At 67.3% G+C, this 19307-nt stretch carries 19 protein-coding genes; 14 read left to right on the plus strand and 5 right to left on the minus strand.

Translation table 11 applies throughout. The features are described 5' to 3' along the window. Positions 1 to 141 precede the first annotated feature (141 nt). Both V7Z98_RS11315 and V7Z98_RS11320 read left to right on the plus strand, forming a co-directional pair. A complete protein-coding gene (locus V7Z98_RS11315; RefSeq protein ID WP_293264942.1) occupies positions 142 to 1002 on the plus strand; it encodes a MetQ/NlpA family ABC transporter substrate-binding protein in 861 nt (286 codons plus the stop codon). A 24-nt stretch (positions 1003 to 1026) separates the two neighbouring features. Further along, complete coding sequence (locus V7Z98_RS11320; protein ID WP_334158077.1) at positions 1027 to 1656, plus strand: cupin domain-containing protein; 630 nt, start codon at positions 1027 to 1029, stop codon at positions 1654 to 1656. Positions 1657 to 1664: 8 nt separating this feature from the next. Here the strand turns inward: V7Z98_RS11320 and V7Z98_RS11325 are convergent, their stop codons facing one another. The 5 genes from V7Z98_RS11325 to V7Z98_RS11345 form a co-directional block, all read right to left on the minus strand. Further along, entirely contained in the window at positions 1665 to 1910 is a 246-nt protein-coding gene (locus V7Z98_RS11325; protein WP_334158078.1) for a YgaP family membrane protein, read from the minus strand. A 26-nt stretch (positions 1911 to 1936) separates the two neighbouring features. Further along, positions 1937 to 5239, minus strand: coding sequence for an efflux RND transporter permease subunit (locus tag V7Z98_RS11330; protein ID WP_334158080.1), 3303 nt, complete (start codon positions 5237 to 5239; stop codon positions 1937 to 1939). Continuing rightward, positions 5236 to 6342, minus strand: a complete 1107-nt coding sequence (locus V7Z98_RS11335) for an efflux RND transporter periplasmic adaptor subunit (RefSeq protein WP_334158081.1) — start codon at positions 6340 to 6342, stop codon at positions 5236 to 5238. Before V7Z98_RS11335 ends, V7Z98_RS11330 begins: the two co-directional genes overlap by 4 nt. 94 nt (positions 6343 to 6436) lie before the next feature. Further along, positions 6437 to 6781, minus strand: coding sequence for a carboxymuconolactone decarboxylase family protein (locus V7Z98_RS11340; protein WP_293264949.1), 345 nt, complete (start codon positions 6779 to 6781; stop codon positions 6437 to 6439). 54 nt (positions 6782 to 6835) lie between these two features. Beyond that, a complete protein-coding gene (locus V7Z98_RS11345) occupies positions 6836 to 7183 on the minus strand; it encodes an ArsR/SmtB family transcription factor (protein ID WP_293264951.1) in 348 nt (115 codons plus the stop codon). 314 nt (positions 7184 to 7497) lie between these two features. Between V7Z98_RS11345 and V7Z98_RS11350 the strand changes: the two genes are divergently transcribed. The 12 genes from V7Z98_RS11350 (at position 7498) to V7Z98_RS11405 (ending at position 19304) form a co-directional block, all read left to right on the plus strand. Further along, entirely contained in the window at positions 7498 to 8079 is a 582-nt protein-coding gene (locus V7Z98_RS11350; protein WP_293264953.1) for a DUF4255 domain-containing protein, read from the plus strand. Continuing rightward, positions 8072 to 8866 carry a hypothetical protein gene (locus V7Z98_RS11355; protein WP_334158084.1) on the plus strand — a complete coding sequence of 265 codons (795 nt, stop codon included), beginning with the start codon at positions 8072 to 8074 and terminating at the stop codon, positions 8864 to 8866. Before V7Z98_RS11350 ends, V7Z98_RS11355 begins: the two co-directional genes overlap by 8 nt. Before the next feature lie 75 nt (positions 8867 to 8941). After that, complete coding sequence (locus V7Z98_RS11360) at positions 8942 to 10480, plus strand: phage tail sheath family protein (RefSeq protein ID WP_334158085.1); 1539 nt, start codon at positions 8942 to 8944, stop codon at positions 10478 to 10480. 40 nt (positions 10481 to 10520) lie between these two features. After that, positions 10521 to 10970, plus strand: a complete 450-nt coding sequence (locus V7Z98_RS11365) for a phage tail protein (RefSeq protein ID WP_293264959.1) — start codon at positions 10521 to 10523, stop codon at positions 10968 to 10970. Between the two features lie 57 nt (positions 10971 to 11027). Next, positions 11028 to 11486, plus strand: a complete 459-nt coding sequence (locus V7Z98_RS11370; RefSeq protein ID WP_334158088.1) for a phage tail protein — start codon at positions 11028 to 11030, stop codon at positions 11484 to 11486. Beyond that, positions 11486 to 11662 (plus strand): DUF5908 family protein, encoded by a 177-nt coding sequence (locus V7Z98_RS11375; RefSeq protein WP_334158090.1) that lies wholly within the window; start codon positions 11486 to 11488, stop codon positions 11660 to 11662. Before V7Z98_RS11370 ends, V7Z98_RS11375 begins: the two co-directional genes overlap by 1 nt. Before the next feature lie 2 nt (positions 11663 to 11664). Beyond that, a complete protein-coding gene (locus tag V7Z98_RS11380) occupies positions 11665 to 12333 on the plus strand; it encodes a CIS tube protein (protein ID WP_293264965.1) in 669 nt (222 codons plus the stop codon). Between the two features lie 3 nt (positions 12334 to 12336). Continuing rightward, entirely contained in the window at positions 12337 to 14127 is a 1791-nt protein-coding gene (vgrG, locus tag V7Z98_RS11385; RefSeq protein WP_334158092.1) for a type VI secretion system tip protein VgrG, read from the plus strand. A gap of 11 nt (positions 14128 to 14138) precedes the next feature. Next, entirely contained in the window at positions 14139 to 14438 is a 300-nt protein-coding gene (locus V7Z98_RS11390) for a PAAR domain-containing protein (RefSeq protein WP_334158093.1), read from the plus strand. A gap of 3 nt (positions 14439 to 14441) precedes the next feature. Continuing rightward, positions 14442 to 14858 carry a GPW/gp25 family protein gene (locus V7Z98_RS11395; protein ID WP_293264971.1) on the plus strand — a complete coding sequence of 139 codons (417 nt, stop codon included), beginning with the start codon at positions 14442 to 14444 and terminating at the stop codon, positions 14856 to 14858. 26 nt (positions 14859 to 14884) lie between these two features. Next, positions 14885 to 18523 carry a hypothetical protein gene (locus V7Z98_RS11400; protein WP_334158094.1) on the plus strand — a complete coding sequence of 1213 codons (3639 nt, stop codon included), beginning with the start codon at positions 14885 to 14887 and terminating at the stop codon, positions 18521 to 18523. After that, a complete protein-coding gene (locus tag V7Z98_RS11405) occupies positions 18507 to 19304 on the plus strand; it encodes a hypothetical protein (RefSeq protein ID WP_334158095.1) in 798 nt (265 codons plus the stop codon). The genes V7Z98_RS11400 and V7Z98_RS11405 overlap by 17 nt, the downstream gene beginning before the upstream one ends. The last annotated feature ends 3 nt before the right edge of the window (positions 19305 to 19307 follow it).

A 19307-nucleotide genomic window follows, 5' to 3' on the forward strand; every position in this document is an offset into this window, starting at 1 on the left:
ATGTCAGGGTGGCGTCAATAAATTCCTTAAGTGTTTTTACGGATATTTCGTTCGGTGCTAAAAAAATGAAAAAACAGTCTTAATGGTTATTCCTTTGCGGCTTACCATGGCCCCATTCCCGTTTTCGATTGGACCGTTTCCATGCGCACTTCCCGTCCCGCCGTCTCCGTCCTGGTCGCCCGCCGCCGCCTGCTCTCCCTGGCCCTGGTGCCCGTGCTCGGCGCCGCCCTGGGCCTTGGCCTGGGCAGTTCCCCGGCCCATGCCGGCGACGGCAGCGAGGCCAAGCCGTTCAAGGTCGGCGTCACCGCCGGCCCCCACGCCCAGATCCTCGAAGCCGTGAAGAAATACGCCGAAACCCAGGGTTTCAAGATCCAGATCGTCGAATTCACCGATTACGTGCAGCCCAACGCCGCCCTGGCCTCCGGCGACCTGGACGCCAACGTCTTTCAGCACAAGCCCTTCCTCGACGCCACCGTGCGCGACCGGGGCTACAAGCTGGCGGTGGCCGGCGACGCGGTGCTGATGCAGTTCGGCGCCTACTCGAAGAAGGTCAAGCACCTCAAGGATCTGCCCAACGGCGCCAAGGTGGGCATCCCCAACGACCCGTCCAACGGCGCCCGGGGCCTGCTGCTGCTGCAAGACCAGGGGCTGATCAAGCTCAAGGCCGACAAGGGCTCCGCCGTGACCGTGCTGGACATCGTCGACAACCCCAAGAAGCTGAAGATCGTCGAACTGGAAGCGGCCCAGCTGCCCCGCTCCCTGGACGACCTGGACGCGGCCACGGTCAATTCCAACTACGCCCTGCCCGCCGGTCTGGTGCCCAGCCGCGACGCCATCGCCCTGGAAAACCCCAACACCCCCTTCGCCCGCATCGTCATCGCCGCCCGGGAGCAGGACAAGAACGCGCCGACGGTGCAAAAGTTCGTCAAGCTGTACCGCTCCGAACCGGTCAAGCAGTTCATCAACACCACCTTCAAGGGCGCCTACACGGCGTCCTGGTAAGCCGGTAGCGAGAGGAAGCGGCCCGTGCCCCGCCTGATCCATCCCGACGGCACCGTGGTCGCCGCCCCGGCGGCGGTGGCCCGGGCCGTGGCGGCCCTGGGCGCCCACCTGGACTGGCGCCCGCCGCCTTCGCGCATCGTCGACCTGCTGGCCAAGCCGGTGCTGGCCGAGGCGGAGAAGGCGACGGTGCTGGCGGCGGTGGATGCCCACGTCGCCCCCTGGGTCGAGCGTCTGGTGCGACGTGGGCGGGAGCGGGGCGGGCTAGGGTCTGAGGCCGCTGCCGAAGCCCCGTCCCCGGCCCCTGCACGGGATTTGGTGGTGCTGCACGAGGGCATCCCCAACCTGGCGGCCCTGCGCGAGCAGTTCGCCACGCCCCATCGCCATGACGACGACGAGGTGCGCTACGTGGTGGACGGGGTCGGCTACTTCGGCTTCGTCGCCGCCGACGGCAGCCAGGTGCTGCTCGAAGTGGCGGCCGGGGATTATCTGGAAGTGCCGGCCGGGGCCGAGCACTGGTTCGCCCTGGGGGCCGATCCGCGCCTCAAGGCGGTGCGCTACTTCCTTGGGGCACCGGCCTGGGAGGCAAGCTTCACGGGCACTTCCGTGATGCCTGCCCTGAAAACCGCGCCCCTGGCCGATCTCCAAAGAGCCTAGTCAAAACGCTAGGACTGGCGCGGGGTTTGGGCCGATGCCCCGCAAGCTTGGCCGTCCGGCACGCCGCACTTGCGCAGCACCAGGGCCAGGGGGCAGAAATTGCTCAGGCTGAACTGGAACAGGTTGGCGCCGACGAAGGCGGTCAGCCAGAGGAAGTAGGACGACACGTACAGCGGGCTGGCCGGGGCGCCCAGGGCCAGGCTGATCAGGATCATCAGGCCGGCAAAGAAGCGGATGGCACGTTCGACGGTCATGGCGGGTTCCTTATGAATGAGAGGGATCACAGCCGCCCGCCGCGCTGGCGGTAGGCGACGAAATAGAGCAGCGGGATCACCACCAGGGTGAGCAGGGTGGAGACGAGAATCCCGAAGATCAGGGCGATGGCGAGCCCGTTGAAGATCGGGTCGTCGAGGATGAAGAAGGCGCCGGTCATGGCCGCCAGGGCGGTCAGGGCGATGGGCTGGGCCCGGGTGGCGGCGGAGCGCACGATGGCGTCCTTGAAGGGCACGCCGGCCTCCACTTCGAGGCGGATGAAATCCACCAGCAGGATCGAGTTGCGCACGATGATGCCGGCCAGGGCGATCATGCCGATCATGGAGGTGGCGGTGAACGGGGCGCCGAGCAGGGCGTGGCCGGGCATGACGCCGATCAGGGTGAGGGGGATCGGCGCCATGATCACCAGGGGCGCCAGGTAGGAGCCGAAGTGGGCCACCACCAGCAGGTAGATGAGGATCAGCCCCACGGCGTAGGCGGCGCCCATGTCGCGGAAGGTTTCATAGGTGATCTGCCATTCCCCGTCCCACTTCAGGCCGTAGCCCCGGTAGGCGTCGTCGGCCTGGCGGATGAAGGTCTCGGCCACCGGGCCGCCGTCCGGGGCGACGATTTCGCCGATGCCCGAACGCAGGGCGAACATGCCGTAGAGGGGGCTGTCCGGCAGGCCGGCGCGGGTGTGGCCATCGCCATAATCGGAGACGTCGCCCGTCACGTAGGTCAACGGCAGGCCGTCCTTGCGGTAGCGGGCCTCGTCCACCGTGGCGGGGCGGGGGCTGACCAGTTCGCGGATCGGCACCAGGGCGCCGCCGGCGCCGCGCACGGTGAGGGCGAGCAGGTCCTGGTCGTTGCCCCGGGATGAATCGGGCAGGCGCACTTGCAGGGGCACCGGGTACTTGGCGCCATCGCGCAGGTAGGTCACGTCCTCGCCGGCCAGGCCCGCCGCCAGGGTGGCGACGATGGCCTGCTGGCTGACCCCGGCCCGGGCCGCCTTGTCCTTGTCCACCACCAGCAGGGTCTTGGGCGCCGGGGCGTTGTGGGTGCCGTCCACGTCCACCACCCCGCTCGTCTGCTGGAACACCCGGCGCACCGCTTCGGCCACTTGGTTACGTCCGGCCTCGCTCGGCCCGGTGATCTCGGCGACGATGGGCGAGAGCACCGGCGGGCCCGGCGGCACTTCCACCACTTTGACCCGGGCGCCGTAGCTGGCGCCGATGGCGGCCAGGGCCGGGCGCACCCGCTGGGCGATGGCGTGGCTCTGGGCGCTGCGGTGGTGCTTGTCGGCCAGGTTGACCTGGATGTCGCCCACCTCGCCGCCGTCGCGCAGGTAGTACTGGCGCACCAGGCCGTTGAAGTTGATCGGCGCGCTGGTGCCAGCGTAGGCCTGGTAGTCGGCCACCTCGGGCACCGTGGCCAGGTAGGCGGTCATCTCGCTAAGGGCCGCGGCGGTGGTTTCCAGGGGCGTGCCGTTGGGCAGGTCCACCACCACCTGGAACTCGGACTTGTTGTCGAAGGGCAGCATCTTCAACACCACCCATTGCACCGCCGGCAGGGCCAGGGAAAGGGCGATCAGCCCGGCCACCGCCAGCCCCAGGCGGCGGCGCTGGCGCGGCCCCCGGGCGTCGTCGAGGAAGGGGGCGAAGACCTTGGCGGCCAGGGGCTGCAGCTTGGCCGCCAGGCCGTCGTGATGGGGCGCCTGCCTGGGCAGCCAGCGCGCCGCCAGCCAGGGGGTGACGACGAAGGCCACCGCCAGGGAGATCACCATGCCCATGGAGGCGTTGATCGGGATCGGGCTCATGTAGGGGCCCATCAGGCCGGTGACGAAGGCCATCGGCAAGAGCGCGGCGATCACCGTCAGGGTGGCCAGGATGGTGGGCCCACCCACCTCGTCCACCGCCTGGGGGATGAGGGCCAGGAGCGGCGCTTCCGGGTCGAGCAGGCGGTGGCGGTGGATGTTTTCCACCACCACGATGGCGTCGTCCACCAGGATGCCGATGGAAAAGATCAGGGCGAACAGGGACACCCGGTTGAGGGTGAAGCCCCAGGCCCAGGAGGCGAACAGGGTGGCCATCAGGGTGAGGATCACCGCCAGGCCGACGATGCCCGCCTCGCGCCGGCCCAGGGCCAGGGCCACCAGGGCCACCACCGAGGCGGTGGCGAAGAGCAGTTTGTGGATCAGCTTCTGCGCCTTGTCGTTGGCCGTCTCGCCGTAGTTGCGCGTGATCGCCACCTCCACGCCCTCGGGCAGCAGGGTGTTGTGCAGGGCATCGACACGCTTGAGCAGGGCATCGGCTACCTGCACCGCGTTCTCGCCGGGCTTCTTGGTGATGGCCAGGGTGATGGCGGGGTGGTCGGCGCCGGGAGGGATGGCCTTGTCGGTGCCGGCGGCAGCGGCTTCGCCCTGGGCCGCCGCCGGCCCGGTGCCGTGCCAGACGTAGCGGGTCGCCGGAGCCGGGCCGTCGCTGAGGGCGGCCACGTCGCGCAGGAACACCGGCTTGCCGCCATGGACGCCCACCACCACCTCGCCCACGGCGGCGGCACTGTCGAGATAGGGACCCACCTCGACGGCCAGGCGTTGGGCGCCCCGGTCGGTGGGCACCAGCAGGTCGCCGGCGGGCAGGTTGGCGTTGGCCCCGGCCAGAGCCTGGCGCAGGTCGGCCACGGTGAGCCCCTGGGCGGTCAGACGCTGGGGGTCGAGTTCGATGCCGATGGTGCGGCGCGGGCCGCCGTAGGTGGTCACTTCCCGGGTGCCGGGCACCCGTTTCAATTCCGCTTCCAGGCTGTGGGCCACCTGCTCCAGCACCAGGGGCGAGGCCGTGCTGCCTTGGCTATCCCGGGCGAACAGGGTGAGGGTGACGATGGGCACGTCGTCAATGCCCTTGGGCTTGATCAGGGGCGGCAGGGTGCCCAGGTTGGCGGGCAGCCAGTCGCCGTGGGAGTGGATGGTGTCGTAGAGGCGCACCAGGGCCTCGGTGCGCGGCACCCCCACCTGGAACTGCACGGTGAGCACCGCCAGCCCGGGGCGGGAGACGGCGTAGAGGTGGTCGATGCCGGCCATCTGGCCGAGCACCTGCTCCGCCGGCTGGGCCACCTGGGCCTCCACGTCGGCGGCGCTGGCGCCGGGGAAGGGCACCAGCACGTTGGCCATGGTGACGTTGATCTGGGGCTCTTCCTCCCGGGGCGTCACCAGCACGGCGAACAGGCCGAGCAGCAGCGCGGTCAGGGCGATCAGCGGGGTGATGCGGGCATTCTGGAAGTAGGCGGCCAGCCGCCCGGCCAGGCCCAGGCGGTCGACGTCGTGCGCCGCGCTCATCGCGGCGTCCCGGCCGGGGCCTGGCGGGTGGCGGCTTCGGGATCGAGGGCGACCCGCTCGCCAGTCTTGAGGCCGGCCAGGATCGGCACGCTGCCGTCGGCCAGGGCCACGCCGGGGCGCACATAACGCAGCCGGGGGCGCTGGGCCGTGTCGAGCACATACACGGCGGTCAGCTCGCCGCGCTGCACCAGGGCCTTGCCCGGCACCGTGAGGGGGGCGGCCTCGGCCTTGCCGGCGGCCAGGGGAAAGGCCACCCGGGCGAAGGTGCCGGGGGGCAGTCGCTGCACCTCGGCGCCGGCGGGCAGGTCGAGGCGCACGGTGCGGGTCTGGGCCAGGGGGTCGGTGCTGGGCAGCCAGGTGACCTTGCTCGGGGTCAGGCGCAGCGGGGCGGCACCGTCCGGGGCAATGGCGATCTCGGGCAGGACGTCGCGCCGCACCCGCTCGGCCACCGTGGCCGGCACCGTGGCGGTGACGCGCAGGGCGGAGGGATCGTAGACCGTGAGCAGGGGCTTGCCCGGCACCGCCACGTCGCCCCGCTCCGTATCCACCTGCGATACCCAGCCGGCAAACGGCGCGGTGAGGCGGTACAGCCCGGCCTGGGCGGCGGCGGCGCCTGCCGAGGCGATCTGGGCCCGGGCCTGGGCCTCGGCGCTGCGGAACTTGGCTTCGGCCTGGTCCAGGGCGGCGGCGGAGAGGAACCTCTGGGCCGCCAGGGCCTGGGCCCGGGCGTATTCCTGACGGGCCTGGACCCGCTGGGCCTCGGCGGCGGCGATCTGGGCGTGGGCGGCGGCGGCCTGGTCGGCGGCAGCCTTACCCTCGACCTGCAACAGCATCTGCCCGGCGGCCACCCGGTCGCCGGCCTGCACCTTGAGCTCGGTCACGGCGCCGGCCACCGGCACCGCCAGGGCCGCCTGGCGCACTGCTTCGACCCGGGCCTCGGCCTGATAGGCGGCTGCGTCCATCCGGCTGCCCACGGTGATGGCGGCCAGGGGGGGCGGAGTTGCTTCGCCCGCCCGAGCCGGCGAGGCCAGCGGAGCGATCAGGAACGCCGCCAGCAGGGCAAGGCGGCGGGCGGCGGGGCATCGGGAGGGCTGGATGGGCATGGGACGGCGTGGATGGCTTGGGGCTGCCCCGTCCCGCGCCAGTTGGGGCATCGGTGCGGAGAGGAGCGTTAATGCGAAAGCGAGTACAGAACGCTCAGACGGCGAATTCTTCGTAGGCCTTGAGGGCGTGGGCGGCGTACATCAGGGACGGGCCGCCGCCCATGTACACGGCGGTGCCCAGCACTTCCTCCACTTCGGCCCGGGTGGCGCCGAGCTTGACCAGGGTCTGGACGTGGAAACCGATGCAGTCGTCGCAGCGGCTGGCCACGGCGATGCCTAGGGCAACGAATTCCTTGGTCTTCTTCTCCAGGGCGCCGTCCTTGATGGCGGCCTGGGCCAGTTGGGAAAAGCCGGCCATCACTTCGGATTGGCTCTGGCGCAGCTTGGCGAGCTGGGCGGACACGTCCTGGGTGAGGGACTTGTGGGACTGGATCGACATGGGGGCTCCTGGTGTGAAGGAAGGAAGAGGGAAAGAGCTTCAGGGGAAAGAGCCTCAGGCGCCGCAGGAGCGCTTGAGCACGTAGAGGATGTCGGCCACGTCGGGACGGGCCAGGGAATAGAAGACGGCCTGGGCCTGGCGGCGGCTCTTCACCAGCCCTTCGCCGCGCAGCACCGTCAGGTGCTGGGAGAAGGCCGATTGGCTGAGGGCCGAGGCTCGGGCCAGTTCCCCCGCCGAACATTCGCCGGCGAGCAGGCGGCACAGGATCAGCAGCCGCTCCTCGTGGGCCATGGCCTTGAGCAGGCGCGCCGCCAGCTCCGCGTTGGGCCGCAAGTCGCGCAGCAGCGCCGCGGCCTGGTCGGCATCGGGGAGTGGCGAAGAGCCGGTATCCGTGTATTGCATTTTTCTAATTTAGATTTTTCTAAATTAGAAGTCAATGATATTTCGGAAGGCTTGACTGGTACGGCAAATACATCAATCCTTTCGTCATGTATTTATTATTTTTGTTTTAATTTTATTTATGACGAAAGTCTTGTTTTGGGGGTGGTGAGCATGAAGTCAGTCGATAGTTTCCCGTGCGTTTACCCCCTGTGATATATAGGTTCTCCTGCTGTTGAGGCTTGAGCTGCCACACGGATTTTTGCTTTGAATGGTTTGTGTTTTGTCATAAAAATTTTAAATTTGTCTTATTATTTTTGTTTTTGTGGAGGGGCGGTGTGATCCATGCTGCGCTGTTTCATCTGGCCGAACGGCTGAATGAATCCCTCTCCCGCGGGGCGGGCATATCCGAGGACCTCGTGGTGGTCTCCAGCCTGCTCGAACAGGACGGCACCGTTTCGCCCAGCATCGCCAACAAGCTGGTGCTTTTCCTGACCTGCATCGAGAAGGATTCTTCCCCTGCCAGCATCGGGGGAGGCCGGCCCGGGGCCGAGGTGGTGATGCGCCGCCACCTTCCCGTTCACCTCAACCTCTATGTCATGGTTGCGGCCAATTTCGGCGGTGGAAACTACCCCGAGGCGCTCAAGATGATTTCCGCCGCCATTCAGTTTTTCCAGAAGAACCCGATCTTCGACCACCAGACCAGCCCGGGGTTGGACGGCCGGATCGACAAGCTCATCCTCGACATCGAAAACCTCAACCGCCAGGACATGGCCAACCTGTGGGGGGTCCTGAGCGGTAAGTACCTGCCTTCGGTGCTCTATCGGGTCCGCATGATCACCTTCGATTCCCAGGACGTGCGCTCGCTGGAACCGGCTGCCCTGGGTGTCGAAACCGGGCTGAGGACGCGCCATGGCTAGGGTGCGGTCCCTTTTTTCCCTGGTGGCGACCCATGAGCACCACGCCGGTGGGGTGTGCCCGGATGTCTATTTCGTCCCGACGCGCGCTTGCCGGAGCGCCCTGACCCGCAGTGGCCTGCTGCTGCGCACCGGGGAGGGGGGCGTGTCGGTGTTCTACGAGGCCGTCAGCGAGGACGCCCTGCCCGACCGGGGCGAGTTCGACTTCTGGGCCTATTCCCGAGACGGAGATTTCCTGCGCTACACCGACATCCGTTTCAACGGTGAAGAGCGCTACCTCTATTTCGACAGCCGCCACGCCGGGGAAGGGCGGCTCAGCCAGGGCGACCACGCGGCGGAGGCCGACATGGCGGAGGCGTCCGACGTACCGCAGGAATTGCTGTACTGGCAGGCGCCGCCGCTGTTCATGGTCCGGATCGTGACCGGGGGCGAATGGCCGGCCGGGGTCTCCTACGCCGTGCCTTTCCGTGCCCGCCGCACCACCTGGCGCTACTACGTCAGCGGCAAGGGCGTGAACGGGGCGGATTTCTACGTGGCCGCGGCCAGCGGGGAAGAGGCATTCGATTACCAGGGCGAGGTGATCTTGCCCAACCAGCGTCCCGCCAGCCTGTATTGCTCGCGGAGCGCCCTGCCGTTGCTGCGGGAGTCGGGCGAGCGTTATTCGCTCCGGGAACGCTTCAACGGCCACGTGGTGGTTCGGAACCTGCCCTTGCCGGCGGCAGGGGATCTTTCCCGGGACGCGGCGCTGCCCGGCGAGGGATGGGTATCGCCGATATTCGTCAATCTGTAGTGGAGCACTGCGCCGGGTGCCTTGCTCCGGCGAACTTGATCAGCCGTCCAACCGTAAGGAGTAGTCATGGGGCAAATGAAGACACCCGGTGTTTACATCGTGGAGAAGAACGCGTTTCCCAATTCGGTCGTCGAGGTGGCCACGGCCGTCCCGGCGTTCATCGGGCATACGCAAAAGGCCGACAACAAGGGCATGTCCCTGGCCAACAAGCCGTGGCGCATCACGTCGATGGCGGAGTTCGAGAACTACTTCGGCGTGGGGCCCGACGTTCAGTTCAACCTGGGCACCGAGGCGCCCCAGGGCGCCGCGTCGTCCCTGACCATCGCCGGCAAGACCTACTACCTGAGCCAGGCCTCGACCCCCTACCTGCTGTACTACAGCATGCGCCTGTTCTTCCAGAACGGCGGCGGACCCTGCTATATCGTGTCCGTGGGCTCCTACAGCGACGCCTTCGATCCGGGCCGTTTCTCCGCCGGCATCGACCTGCTCATCAAGGAGCAGGAGCCGACCATGGTGGTGATCCCGGAGGCGGTCAAGCTGAGTCTGGACGACTGCGCCGTGGTCCAGGGCGCGGCCCTCAAGCATTGCGGCCTGACCATGAAGAACCGCATCGCCGTTCTGGACGTCTATGACGGCTTCCGCAGCCGCCAGGACCCGCCGTCCGATCCGGTGCAGGTCTTCCGGGACCGGGTGGGCATCAACTTCCTCAGCTACGGCACCGCCTACTATCCCTGGCTCAACACCAGCGTGACCAGCGAGCGCTCCCTCAATTTCGATTCCCTGAGCGCCGACGGCAAGACCGCCCTGGTGGGCCTGCTGGAGGACGAGCTCGGGATCACCGGCGTGGACGAGGCGAGCCTGAAGCCCCGTCAGCTTGAGCAGAAGAACGAGGTCGCCAAGGTCGTCAAGGACTGGTCCGCCGACACCACCGTGCCCGCGGACAACGTGCCGACCATCAAGGCGATGCTCAACCAGTCGCTGATCTCCATGAGCCCGGGCTACAGCCGCCTGCTGGAGCAGATGGCGGTCACCCTGAACCTGCTGCCGCCCAGCGCCGCCATGGCCGGGGTGTATGCCATGGTCGACGACACCCGGGGCGTGTGGAAGGCGCCGGCCAACGTCAGCCTGACCTCGGTGGTGTCGCCCACGGTGAGCATTTCCCACGAAGAGCAGGAAGACCTCAACGTCACCCCCCAGGGCAAGTCGATCAATGCCATCCGCTCGTTCATCGGCGAAGGCGTCCTGGTCTGGGGCGCCCGTACCCTCGACGGCAATAGTCTGGATTGGCGCTACCTCAACGTGCGCCGGACCATGATCATGCTTGAGGAGTCGATCCGCCTGGCCACCAAGGCCTACGTGTTCGAGCCGAACACCGCCAATACCTGGGTGACCATCAAGAGCATGATCGGCAACTTCCTGACCGGCATTTGGAAGCGTGGCGGCCTGGCCGGCGCGGTGCCCGGGGACGCCTTCTCGGTGTTCGTCGGCCTGGGGGAGACCATGACGCCCGAGGACATCCTCGAGGGCATCCTGCGCGTCACCGTCCTGGTGGCCATCAGCCGCCCGGCCGAATTCATCGAAATCACGTTCCAACAGCAAATGCAGAAGTCCTGACGCGGCGTCGGACTGCAAACATAGATAGGAGGACCCGATCATGGCAGGTGAAAAGCAAGACACCAACTGGCCCTTGCCCAAGTTCTACTTCCAGGTGAAGTGGGATTCCAACGTGATGTCGTTCCAGGAAGTCTCAGGGCTCGACGTCCAGTCGGAGGAGATCAAGTACCGCCACGGCGACAGCAAGGTGTTCGCCCCGATCAAGATGCCCGGCCTCAAGAAGTACGGCAACGTCACCATGAAGAAGGGCATCTTCAAGAGCGATAACAAGTTCTGGGACTGGTTCGATCAGATCAAGATGAACACCATCAAGCGGGTGCCGGTCACCATCAGCCTGCTCGACGAGAACGGCGACCCGACCATGGTGTGGACCCTGCAGAACGCCTGGCCGACCAAGATCACCGGTACCGACCTCAAGGCGGAAGGCAACGAAGTGGCGGTCGAGACCATCGAGATCGTCCATGAAGGCCTGACCATCGCCAACAAGTGATCCGTGTGATCAGGGCGGGGGGAGTGAGCTCCCCCCGCCGATCGGGAGTGGAATGCGATGGCTGAAGACGTGCTGCCCGCGGCGTTTTATTTCAAGGTGAAGACCGGGGCGCCGGGGAGCGATACCGACGTTTCCTTCCAGGACGTGTCCGGCATCGTCGCCGAGATGGATCTGGAGACGTACAACGAGGGCGGCGAGAACACCTTCGTCCATCGCCTGCCCAAGGGCGTCAAGCACCAGAACCTGGTCGTGTCGCGCGGCATGGCGGCCGCCTCGTCCCCCCTGGTGACGTGGTGCAAGGAAATCCTGGAAGGCGGGCTGGCCAAGCCCATCGAGACCCGCCTGCTGCAGGTGTTGCTGCTCGACGCCGAGGGCAATCCGCTGCGCAGCTGGTCGTTCCAGGGCGCCTACCCGGTCAAGTGGCAGGCCACGGAATTCAATTCCCAGAAGAACGAACTGGCGATCGAGAAGATCGAGTTCGCCTTCAACGGCTTCGTGCGCGACGGCAGCCACTGATGAGCATCGAGATCAAGCAGATGGTGGTGAAGACCCAGGTCGTCCATTCCGCCGGGCCGGAAAACCGCGGCATGCCGGAAGAGGCGAAGCAAGCCGCCGAGCATGAGCTGGGCCGCCTGCTTGACGAGTGCCGGCGCCTGCTTGCCGAGCTGCGCCGCGAGAAGCGGGAGCGCTGACCATGTCCAAGGTGCGCCTCTCCATCGCCGCCTGCACGCTCCGCAACGGCCGGGCCACGGTCTCGAAGGACCTGAATTTCGAGACCATGCTCAATCCCTCGTCCTACAAGCACAACCTGAACATCACCTACAACCGGACCACGGCCCTCGGCAAGGCCAGCCAGGACGTTAAGTTCAACACGGCGGGCGGCGACACCCTGTCGTTCGACCTGCTGATCGACGCCACCGGCGCGGTGGAGCCGGTGACGCCCGACGGCAGCGTGCTGAAACGGATCAAGTTCCTGAAGAAGGTGGCCTACGACTACGACGGCGGCAAGCACGAACCGAACGTGGTGCGGGTGCTGTGGGGCGGCTTCCTCTTCTACGGCCGGCTGACGTCGATGACCATCGACTACACCCTGTTCAAGCCATCCGGCGAACCCCTACGTGCCAAGCTCGGGTTGTCGTTCGTCGGCAGCATGAGCTCCAAGGAAGAGTCGCTACAGAGCAAGCGCTCGTCGCCGGACCTGACCCACGTGGTCGAGTTCAAGGCCGGCGACAGCCTGCCCCTGCTGTGCCACCGGATCTACGACGACAGCAGCTACTACGCCGCGGTGGCGCGCTACAACGGCATCACCAACTTCCGCGCCATCGCACCCGGCCGCAAGCTGCTTTTTCCTCCCCTGCGCTAAGCCATGACCGTTTCGCCCGCCCTCAACAGCGACGGCCCGCTCAAGCTCGAGATCAGTGCCGCCGGAAAAAACATCGCCGACGACCTGGAAGTGATGTCCGTCCGGGTATTCAAGGCCGTCAACCGCATCGCCCAGGCGGAGATCGTCATCCGCGACGGCGACATGCCCACGGGGACGTTTCCCGCCAGCGAGGGCGACAGTTTCAAGCCCGGGGGCGAGATATCCATCAGCGCGGGGTACGGCCAGGAGGCCACGGTCCTGTTTTCCGGCATCGTCGTCGGCCAGCGCCTGGGCATCGGCGAGGGCAATCTGGCCACGTTGACCGTGGAGTGCCGCGACAAGGCCGTGGCCATGACGGTCGGGCGCAAGAACGCCAACTACGTGGACCAGAAGGACAGCGACATCGCCTCCACGCTGATCGGCAACGCCGCCGGCCTGACGGCGGACGTGTCCTCTACCAGCACCCAGTGGAAGGAACTGGTCCAGTACTACTGCTCGGACTGGGATTTCCTGGTCGCCCGGGCCGAAGCCAACGGCTTCGTGGTGACGGTGAGCGACGGCACTGTCGGGTTCAAGGCGCCCGACACGTCGGCCTCCGCCGACCTCAAGGTCACCTACGGCTACGACCTGATGGAATTCCAGGCCAGCCTGGAGGCCCGGGACCAGTTCGCCAAGGTCAAGGCGACCGCCTGGGACATCAAGAACCAGGCCGTTATCGTCGCCGAGGCCAGCCCCGAAGGGCTCAACGAACAGGGCGACCTGGATTCCGCCACCCTGGCCAAGGTGCTCGGCAGCGAGCCCTTCGGTCTGCAGACCCCCGCCACTCTCGAAAGCGGCGCCCTCGAAGCCTGGGCCAAGGGGCAGCAGCTCAAGTCCGGGCTGTCCCGCCTGCGCGGTTCGATGGCCTTCCAAGGCTCGGCCAAGGCCAAGCCGGGGGGCATCATCCAGCTCGAGGGCGTGGGCAAACGCTTCAACGGCAACGTCTACGTCAGCTCCGTCACCCAGGAGTTGCGCGAGGGCAACTGGCTGACCCGGGTCGAATTCGGCATGTCCCCCACCTGGTACGCCGAGCGCGGCGACCTGGCGGCGCCCGGGGCGTCGGGCCTGGTGCCGGGCATCGAAGGGCTGCACGTCGGGGTGGTCAAGAAACTCGCCAGCGACCCGGAGGGACAGTTCAAGGTCCAGGTGTCGGTGCCCGTCATGCAGGCGAGCACCGACGGGGTGTGGGCCCGGCTGATGCAGTTCCACGCCACCAGCGGCCAGGGCGCCTTCTTCCTGCCCGAGATCGGCGACGAGGTGGTGCTCGGCTACTTCAACAACGACCCCTCGGCGCCGGTGATCCTGGGTAGCCTCTACAGCAGCTCGCGCAAGCCGCGCTACGACTTCGCCGATGCCAACAACACCAAGGCGATCACCACCCGCAGCGGATTGACCCTGGAATACGACGATGAGAAAAAGATCATCACCCTGGTCACGCCCGGCAACAACACCATCGTCATCAGCGACGACGACAAGTCCATCCTGCTCAAGGACCAGAACGGCAACACCGCCAAGCTGGGCACCTCGGGCATTGCCATGGACAGTCCCAAGGACATCACCCTGTCGGCCAAGGGCAAGATTTCCCTGTCTGCCCTGAACAACGTCGAAATTTCCGCCACCCAGGACGCCACCGTCTCCGGCCTGAACATCAGCCATACGGCCAAGGTCGGCTTCACCGCCAAGGGCAACGCCACCGCCGAGCTGTCCGCCTCGGGCCAGACCACGGTCAAGGGTGCCATGGTCATGATCAACTGAGGACGCCAGCCATGCCCCCCGCCGCCCGCCTTACCGACATGCACACCTGCCCCATGCAGACGCCCGGCCTGCCGCCCATCCCCCATGTGGGCGGGCCGATCATCGGCCCCGGGGTCCCCACGGTCCTGATCGGCAAGCTGCCGGCCGCCGTCGTCGGGGACAACTGCGTGTGCGTCGGCCCGCCCGACACCATCGCCATGGGGTCATCCACCGTGCTCATCAACAACCGCCCAGCCGCCCGCCTGGGCGATACCACGGCCCACGGCGGCAAGATCGTGCTTGGCTGCTTCACCGTCATGATCGGAGGCTAGGGCGTGGCCTCCGACGCTCCTTTCCTCGGTACCGGCTGGCGCTTCCCGCCGTCGTTCGACCATGGCGGCCGGCGGGCGGCCATGACCTCGGGCGAGGACGACATCCGCGAAAGCCTGGCCATCCTGTTCGCCACGGCCCAGGGTGAGCGGGTCATGCAGCCCACCTACGGCTGCGAACTGCGCGCCATGGTGTTCACCGTCATCGACGCCAGCGCCGTCACCGCCATCCAGGATGCCGTGCGCCGCGCCGTGCTGTTCTGCGAACCCCGCATCGACCTGGAAAGCGTCGAGGTGGACGAAAGCCGCGCCGCCGAAGGAATCTTGCACCTGGACCTGGTCTACACGGTGAGGGGCACCAACACCCGCAGCAACATGGTCTATCCCTTCTACTTCCTGGAGGGGACCAGCCTGGTGCGTTAGCCACCGGCTGTCAGCATGGCATGGGGATGACCATCCGCGACGGAACCAGCCAGCAGGACCGGGGACTACCGGCCCTGCAGCCGGGCTATTTCCGTCCCGACGAGATGGGCTTGCCCGAGCTTCTGTTCCTGGGGCAGCGCATCGCCCAGCAACTGCGCTACGTCGGGCCGGCCGGTGCGGAGGGTGACTGGCAACCCCTGTTCCTGGGTGACGAAAGCGCCCTGCTGGGCGGCATCCTGGTCGAGGCCCGGAAGCTGGCGGCCCTGCGCGGTTCTCTCCACGGGTTCGTCGATCGCATCCAGGCTCTGCTGCTGGGGGCGGCGCCTTGCCCCCTGCCCCAGGACGTGCCGGCCTACCGGATCGCGGTCCGCATCCGGGACTGGTGGCTCTGGTGCGGCCAGAACGGCGGCGCCGAGGCCGGACGGCTGCACCAGTTGCTCGACGGATTGCGCAAGACGGCCCTGGCCCCCGCGCTGGATGGCTTGACCACGTTCATGGCGCGTCACGACCGGGACCGAACCGTCTTGCTGCGGCAGCGCCTTGGCGCCGATTGGTGCCACGGCGGGGGCACGGTGCCTGCCCGCGACGCCCGGCCGGATGAGGTCGCCCACTTTCTCCGCGAAAATTTCCTGACCTTCACCAGTGCTCTGGCGGTGGTCCGCAAGGCGGTGGAGACGGCCTTTCCCGAGTCCCTGCGCAGCGGTGCCCATGATCCTGCGGCGGGCCTCTACCTGGCCTTCGCCAATCTTTTCCTCAAGGCCAAGGGCGGCATCGACGATTTCAGCCAGCGCTACCAGGATTTCTACTATGAACGGGTGCTGGGGTTCGCCCCCCGGCCCATGGTCCCGGACCGGGCGGATCTGGTGCTGGCACCGGACGGGGTGGCCCAGGATGTGATGGTGGCCAAGGGGGCCATGTTCGTGGCTCGTGCCGGGGATGGCAGCGAGACTCTGTATGCCGCCGAGGACGAGTTGCGCGTGTGCAACGTCCGGGTCGCCGCCCTGCATACCCTGTTCTTCGACCGGGATCCCAACCGCTCGCCGGAGCGGGACCTGGGGTTCGCCACGGCCGCGACCACCAGCACCATCCCGGTAACGCCCGGCAAACGCTATTTCTCCCTCTTCGGCGCCGCCCGGCGCCTGGGCGGCGGGACGGCCGGGCAGCCCGCCCGCCTCGGCTTTGCCGTGTCGAGCCCGGTGCTGCGCCTGGAGGACGGCAGCCGGGACGTGCGTATCGCGCTGTATTTCCAGGCGGGCCGCTACAACCTGGATGCCCTGGTAAAGAAAATCTGCGAGCTGGCGCCGGGGATGTCGCCGGAAGGGGCGTTCTTCCGGGCCTTCGCCAAGATGTTCCGGGTACGCGTGACCGTGCCGGAGGGCTGGGCGGAAGTCCCCGAATTCATCCCGAGCAGCAGCATCGTCTCGGGCGAAATTCCGCCCGACTGCCTGGAGATTGCCTTCAAGCTGCCGGAAACCTTTCCCCCGGTCGTGGATTACCGGCAGGAGGTGCATGGAGAGAACTTCGCCGCCGATTGCCCGGTGCTGAGCTTCACCATCGAGCCGGACGCCTACCTGTTCCCCTACGAGTTCCTGGCCGGCCTGACGGTTTTCGAGGCGCTGATCACCGTGGACGTCTCCGGCAGCCGCAAGCTCACCCTGTACAACAACCACGGGGCTCTCAACGCCACCAGCCCGTTCGTCCCCTTCGGCCCCCTGCCCAAGGTTGGTTCCCACCTGATCGTCGGCAGCCGGGAAGCCTTCGCCAAGAACCTGACCCGCCTGGGCCTGCGCATCAAATGGGACGACCTGCCTCCCGAGGGGCTGGCTCGCCACTACCGGGGATATGGCGCGGGGATCGAAGCCGCGTCGTTCCGGGCCACCCTCTCGTCCCTGGACGAGCACGGCTGGCAACCGGCCAAGCCCGGGGAGCGCATCGAAATCCCGCTATGGGGCCAGGTCGATGCGCACGGCGCAGCCCGGTACGACTGCGCCCGGGTCCTGCCCTACCTCCATCCCAGCGAGGAGGGCGGGGAATACGGCCCCCACGCCCGGGGCGGCTTCCTTAAGCTGACGCTGGCGGCGCCGGCCCAGGCCTTCGGCCACGCCAGCTATCCCTTGCTGCTGGCCCAGGCGTTCACCCGCAATGCCCAGCGCGAGGCCCTGGGGCCCTTGCGCCGGCTGCTGGGGCGCTGGGCGGCGGCCGAGATGCCCGAGCCGCCGTACACCCCGCTCGTCAGCGCCATTTCCCTGGATTACACCGCCCAGGCCAGCATTTCGCTCCGCCAGGGCGGTGTCGCGGCGTCCCGGGACCTGCTTCACCACCTCCATCCGTTCGGCGTCGACACCCTGAAGCTCGACGCTCGGGGCGAGACGCGGCTGCTCCCCGTGGCGTCCCACGATGCCTCCTTGTTCATCGGCCTGGCCGCCGCCGAACTGGGCGGCCCGTTGAGCCTGCACTTCCACCTGCGGCCCGATTCGGACATGAACATCGACGCGCCGCGTCCCAGCTTCCGTTGGTACCACCTGCAACGTAACCGCTGGATTCCCCTGGAAGGCTTCCGCGTCCTGTCCGACTCGACCCGGGGGTTCCTGACCTCCGGCACCGTCAAGCTTGACCTTCCCCGGGACATGGACAAGGGCAATACCGTCATGGATGACGGCCTGTTTTGGCTGCGCCTGGGGGCTGACGGCCCGGTGGCCAGCCTGTGCAGCCTGCACGCTGTTCATGTCAATGGCGTCCGGGTGGCGCGGGTGCAGGGCTCCGGGGCCGCTGCGCCGGGCCCCTTGCCCGCCGGCAGCATTCAGGCGGCCAAGGTCACCATTCCCGGCGTGGCCGCCATTCTCCAGCCCGAAGCCTCGTTCGGCGGCCTGCCGCAGGAGGAGCGCGCCGCCATGGCGATCCGCGCCGGCGAGCGGCTCAAACACCGGCAGCGCGCCGTCACTGCGTGGGACTACGAGCGCCTGGTGTTGCAGCAGTTTCCCCACCTGCACAAGGTCAAGTGCTTCATCAACACGTGTTTTTCGGTGGACCCGGCCCAGTGGCACCGGCCTGGGCACGTGCTGGTGGCGGTCATTCCCCGTTGTCCCGAAGGCAGCGACAGCAGCGACCACCTCAAGGAAAACGTGCTGGTGCTCCAGGACATCAAGGACTACCTGGCGCCGCTGGCATCCCCCTTCGTGCAGATCGACGTGCGCAACCCGGTGATCGAGCGGGTGCAGGTCCGCTGCGCGGTGCGCTTCCGCAACGGCGGGGCGCAGGGCCTGCTGATCAAGCAGTTCAACCGGGACATCGGCGAGTTCATTGCCCCCGGCGGTGTGGCGGGCAACAGCGCCAGTTTCGGCTGGTCGCTGCGCTGCCAGGAGCTACAGGGCTACCTGCAGGGGTTGCCCTACGTGGATTCCGTCTGGGGGCTGTCGCTGCTCCGGGTGGTCGAGGACGGCCAGGAGCGCTTTTCCTTGCACGACACCGCCCGGGAGGCCAAACACGGGCCGATGAACACCGGCCCCCTGTACCCCTGGAGCATCGTCCTGCCCTTCCGCCACCACCTGGTGGACGTGGAGCGGGATGCGGCCGACGGGCCCGGGCCGTGGAAATCGGGAATCTCGCAGTTGCAGGTCGGCGCGACCTTCATCGTATCCAGGAAGCATCATGGCGAAAAAGAATAGAACGTCCCTCAAGCACGCCTTCAGCGAAGGTGCTCAGCCTTCCGCCGAGTCGTTCGCCGATCTGATCGATTCGGCGCTGAACGTGGTGGACGACGGTTTCGACCGCAGCGACGAGGACGGCTTCCGGGTCGCCCAGCTGGGCAAGACCGGCAAGCTGATCAGCTTCTTCGAGAACATCGCGGTACGGCGGCCGTCCTGGTTCATGCGCCTGAGCCAGGGAAGCCGGCGCCTCTTCTTCGGCAGCGAGAGCGAAAAGCCCGTGCTGACCCTGTCCTCCGAGACGGTGGGAGACCAGGAGGCGACCCGGGTCGGGATCAACAAGGCTGACCCGGCCCACGAACTCGACGTGGACGGAGTGGTGGCGGCCAAGGGTCGGATCGGCAGCCAGGGGGCGTCGGTCAAGGCCGATGGGCAGTGGCACGACATCGCCGGCCCCCTGGACGGCTGCCGGGCCTTCGAAGTCATTGCCGGCGTGGGCGACAAGGACGCCGGGCGCTACGCCCTGCTCCACGCCTTTGCCCTGAACACCTTCAACCGCAAGGGCCATGTCACGCCCCACCAGTCCTACTACGGCTCCCGGTGCGACCAGCTGGACCTGCGCTGGGTCGGCGACACCCATGCCTACACCTTGCAGCTGCGTACCCGCTGCGCCTACGGGGAGCACGTCGCCATCCAGTTCTACCTGACCGACCTCTGGTTCGATCCCTTCATGCGGGGCAGCGACATCCGGGCTGCCGGGGCGGCCCCCGGTGCCGCTCCTGCCGGTGCCAACGGGGGGTGACGG

This window comes from Oryzomicrobium sp. (assembly GCF_036820405.1).
Lineage (GTDB): Bacteria > Pseudomonadota > Gammaproteobacteria > Burkholderiales > Rhodocyclaceae > Oryzomicrobium.

What these genes read in the sequence shown, in the direction of transcription:
- V7Z98_RS11315 (WP_293264942.1), top strand. Translation starts at nt 142, where the DNA reads ATGCGCACTTCCCGTCCCGCCGTCTCCGTCCTGGTCGCCCGCCGCCGC.
- V7Z98_RS11325 (WP_334158078.1), bottom strand. Translation starts at nt 1,910, where the DNA reads ATGACCGTCGAACGTGCCATCCGCTTCTTTGCCGGCCTGATGATCCTG.
- V7Z98_RS11330 (WP_334158080.1), bottom strand. Translation starts at nt 5,239, where the DNA reads ATGAGCGCGGCGCACGACGTCGACCGCCTGGGCCTGGCCGGGCGGCTG.
- V7Z98_RS11335 (WP_334158081.1), bottom strand. Translation starts at nt 6,342, where the DNA reads ATGCCCATCCAGCCCTCCCGATGCCCCGCCGCCCGCCGCCTTGCCCTG.
- V7Z98_RS11340 (WP_293264949.1), bottom strand. Translation starts at nt 6,781, where the DNA reads ATGTCGATCCAGTCCCACAAGTCCCTCACCCAGGACGTGTCCGCCCAG.
- V7Z98_RS11345 (WP_293264951.1), bottom strand. Translation starts at nt 7,183, where the DNA reads ATGCAATACACGGATACCGGCTCTTCGCCACTCCCCGATGCCGACCAG.
- V7Z98_RS11355 (WP_334158084.1), top strand. Translation starts at nt 8,072, where the DNA reads ATGGCTAGGGTGCGGTCCCTTTTTTCCCTGGTGGCGACCCATGAGCAC.
- V7Z98_RS11360 (WP_334158085.1), top strand. Translation starts at nt 8,942, where the DNA reads ATGAAGACACCCGGTGTTTACATCGTGGAGAAGAACGCGTTTCCCAAT.
- V7Z98_RS11365 (WP_293264959.1), top strand. Translation starts at nt 10,521, where the DNA reads ATGGCAGGTGAAAAGCAAGACACCAACTGGCCCTTGCCCAAGTTCTAC.
- V7Z98_RS11370 (WP_334158088.1), top strand. Translation starts at nt 11,028, where the DNA reads ATGGCTGAAGACGTGCTGCCCGCGGCGTTTTATTTCAAGGTGAAGACC.
- V7Z98_RS11375 (WP_334158090.1), top strand. Translation starts at nt 11,486, where the DNA reads ATGAGCATCGAGATCAAGCAGATGGTGGTGAAGACCCAGGTCGTCCAT.
- V7Z98_RS11380 (WP_293264965.1), top strand. Translation starts at nt 11,665, where the DNA reads ATGTCCAAGGTGCGCCTCTCCATCGCCGCCTGCACGCTCCGCAACGGC.
- vgrG (WP_334158092.1), top strand. Translation starts at nt 12,337, where the DNA reads ATGACCGTTTCGCCCGCCCTCAACAGCGACGGCCCGCTCAAGCTCGAG.
- V7Z98_RS11390 (WP_334158093.1), top strand. Translation starts at nt 14,139, where the DNA reads ATGCCCCCCGCCGCCCGCCTTACCGACATGCACACCTGCCCCATGCAG.
- V7Z98_RS11400 (WP_334158094.1), top strand. Translation starts at nt 14,885, where the DNA reads ATGACCATCCGCGACGGAACCAGCCAGCAGGACCGGGGACTACCGGCC.
- V7Z98_RS11405 (WP_334158095.1), top strand. Translation starts at nt 18,507, where the DNA reads ATGGCGAAAAAGAATAGAACGTCCCTCAAGCACGCCTTCAGCGAAGGT.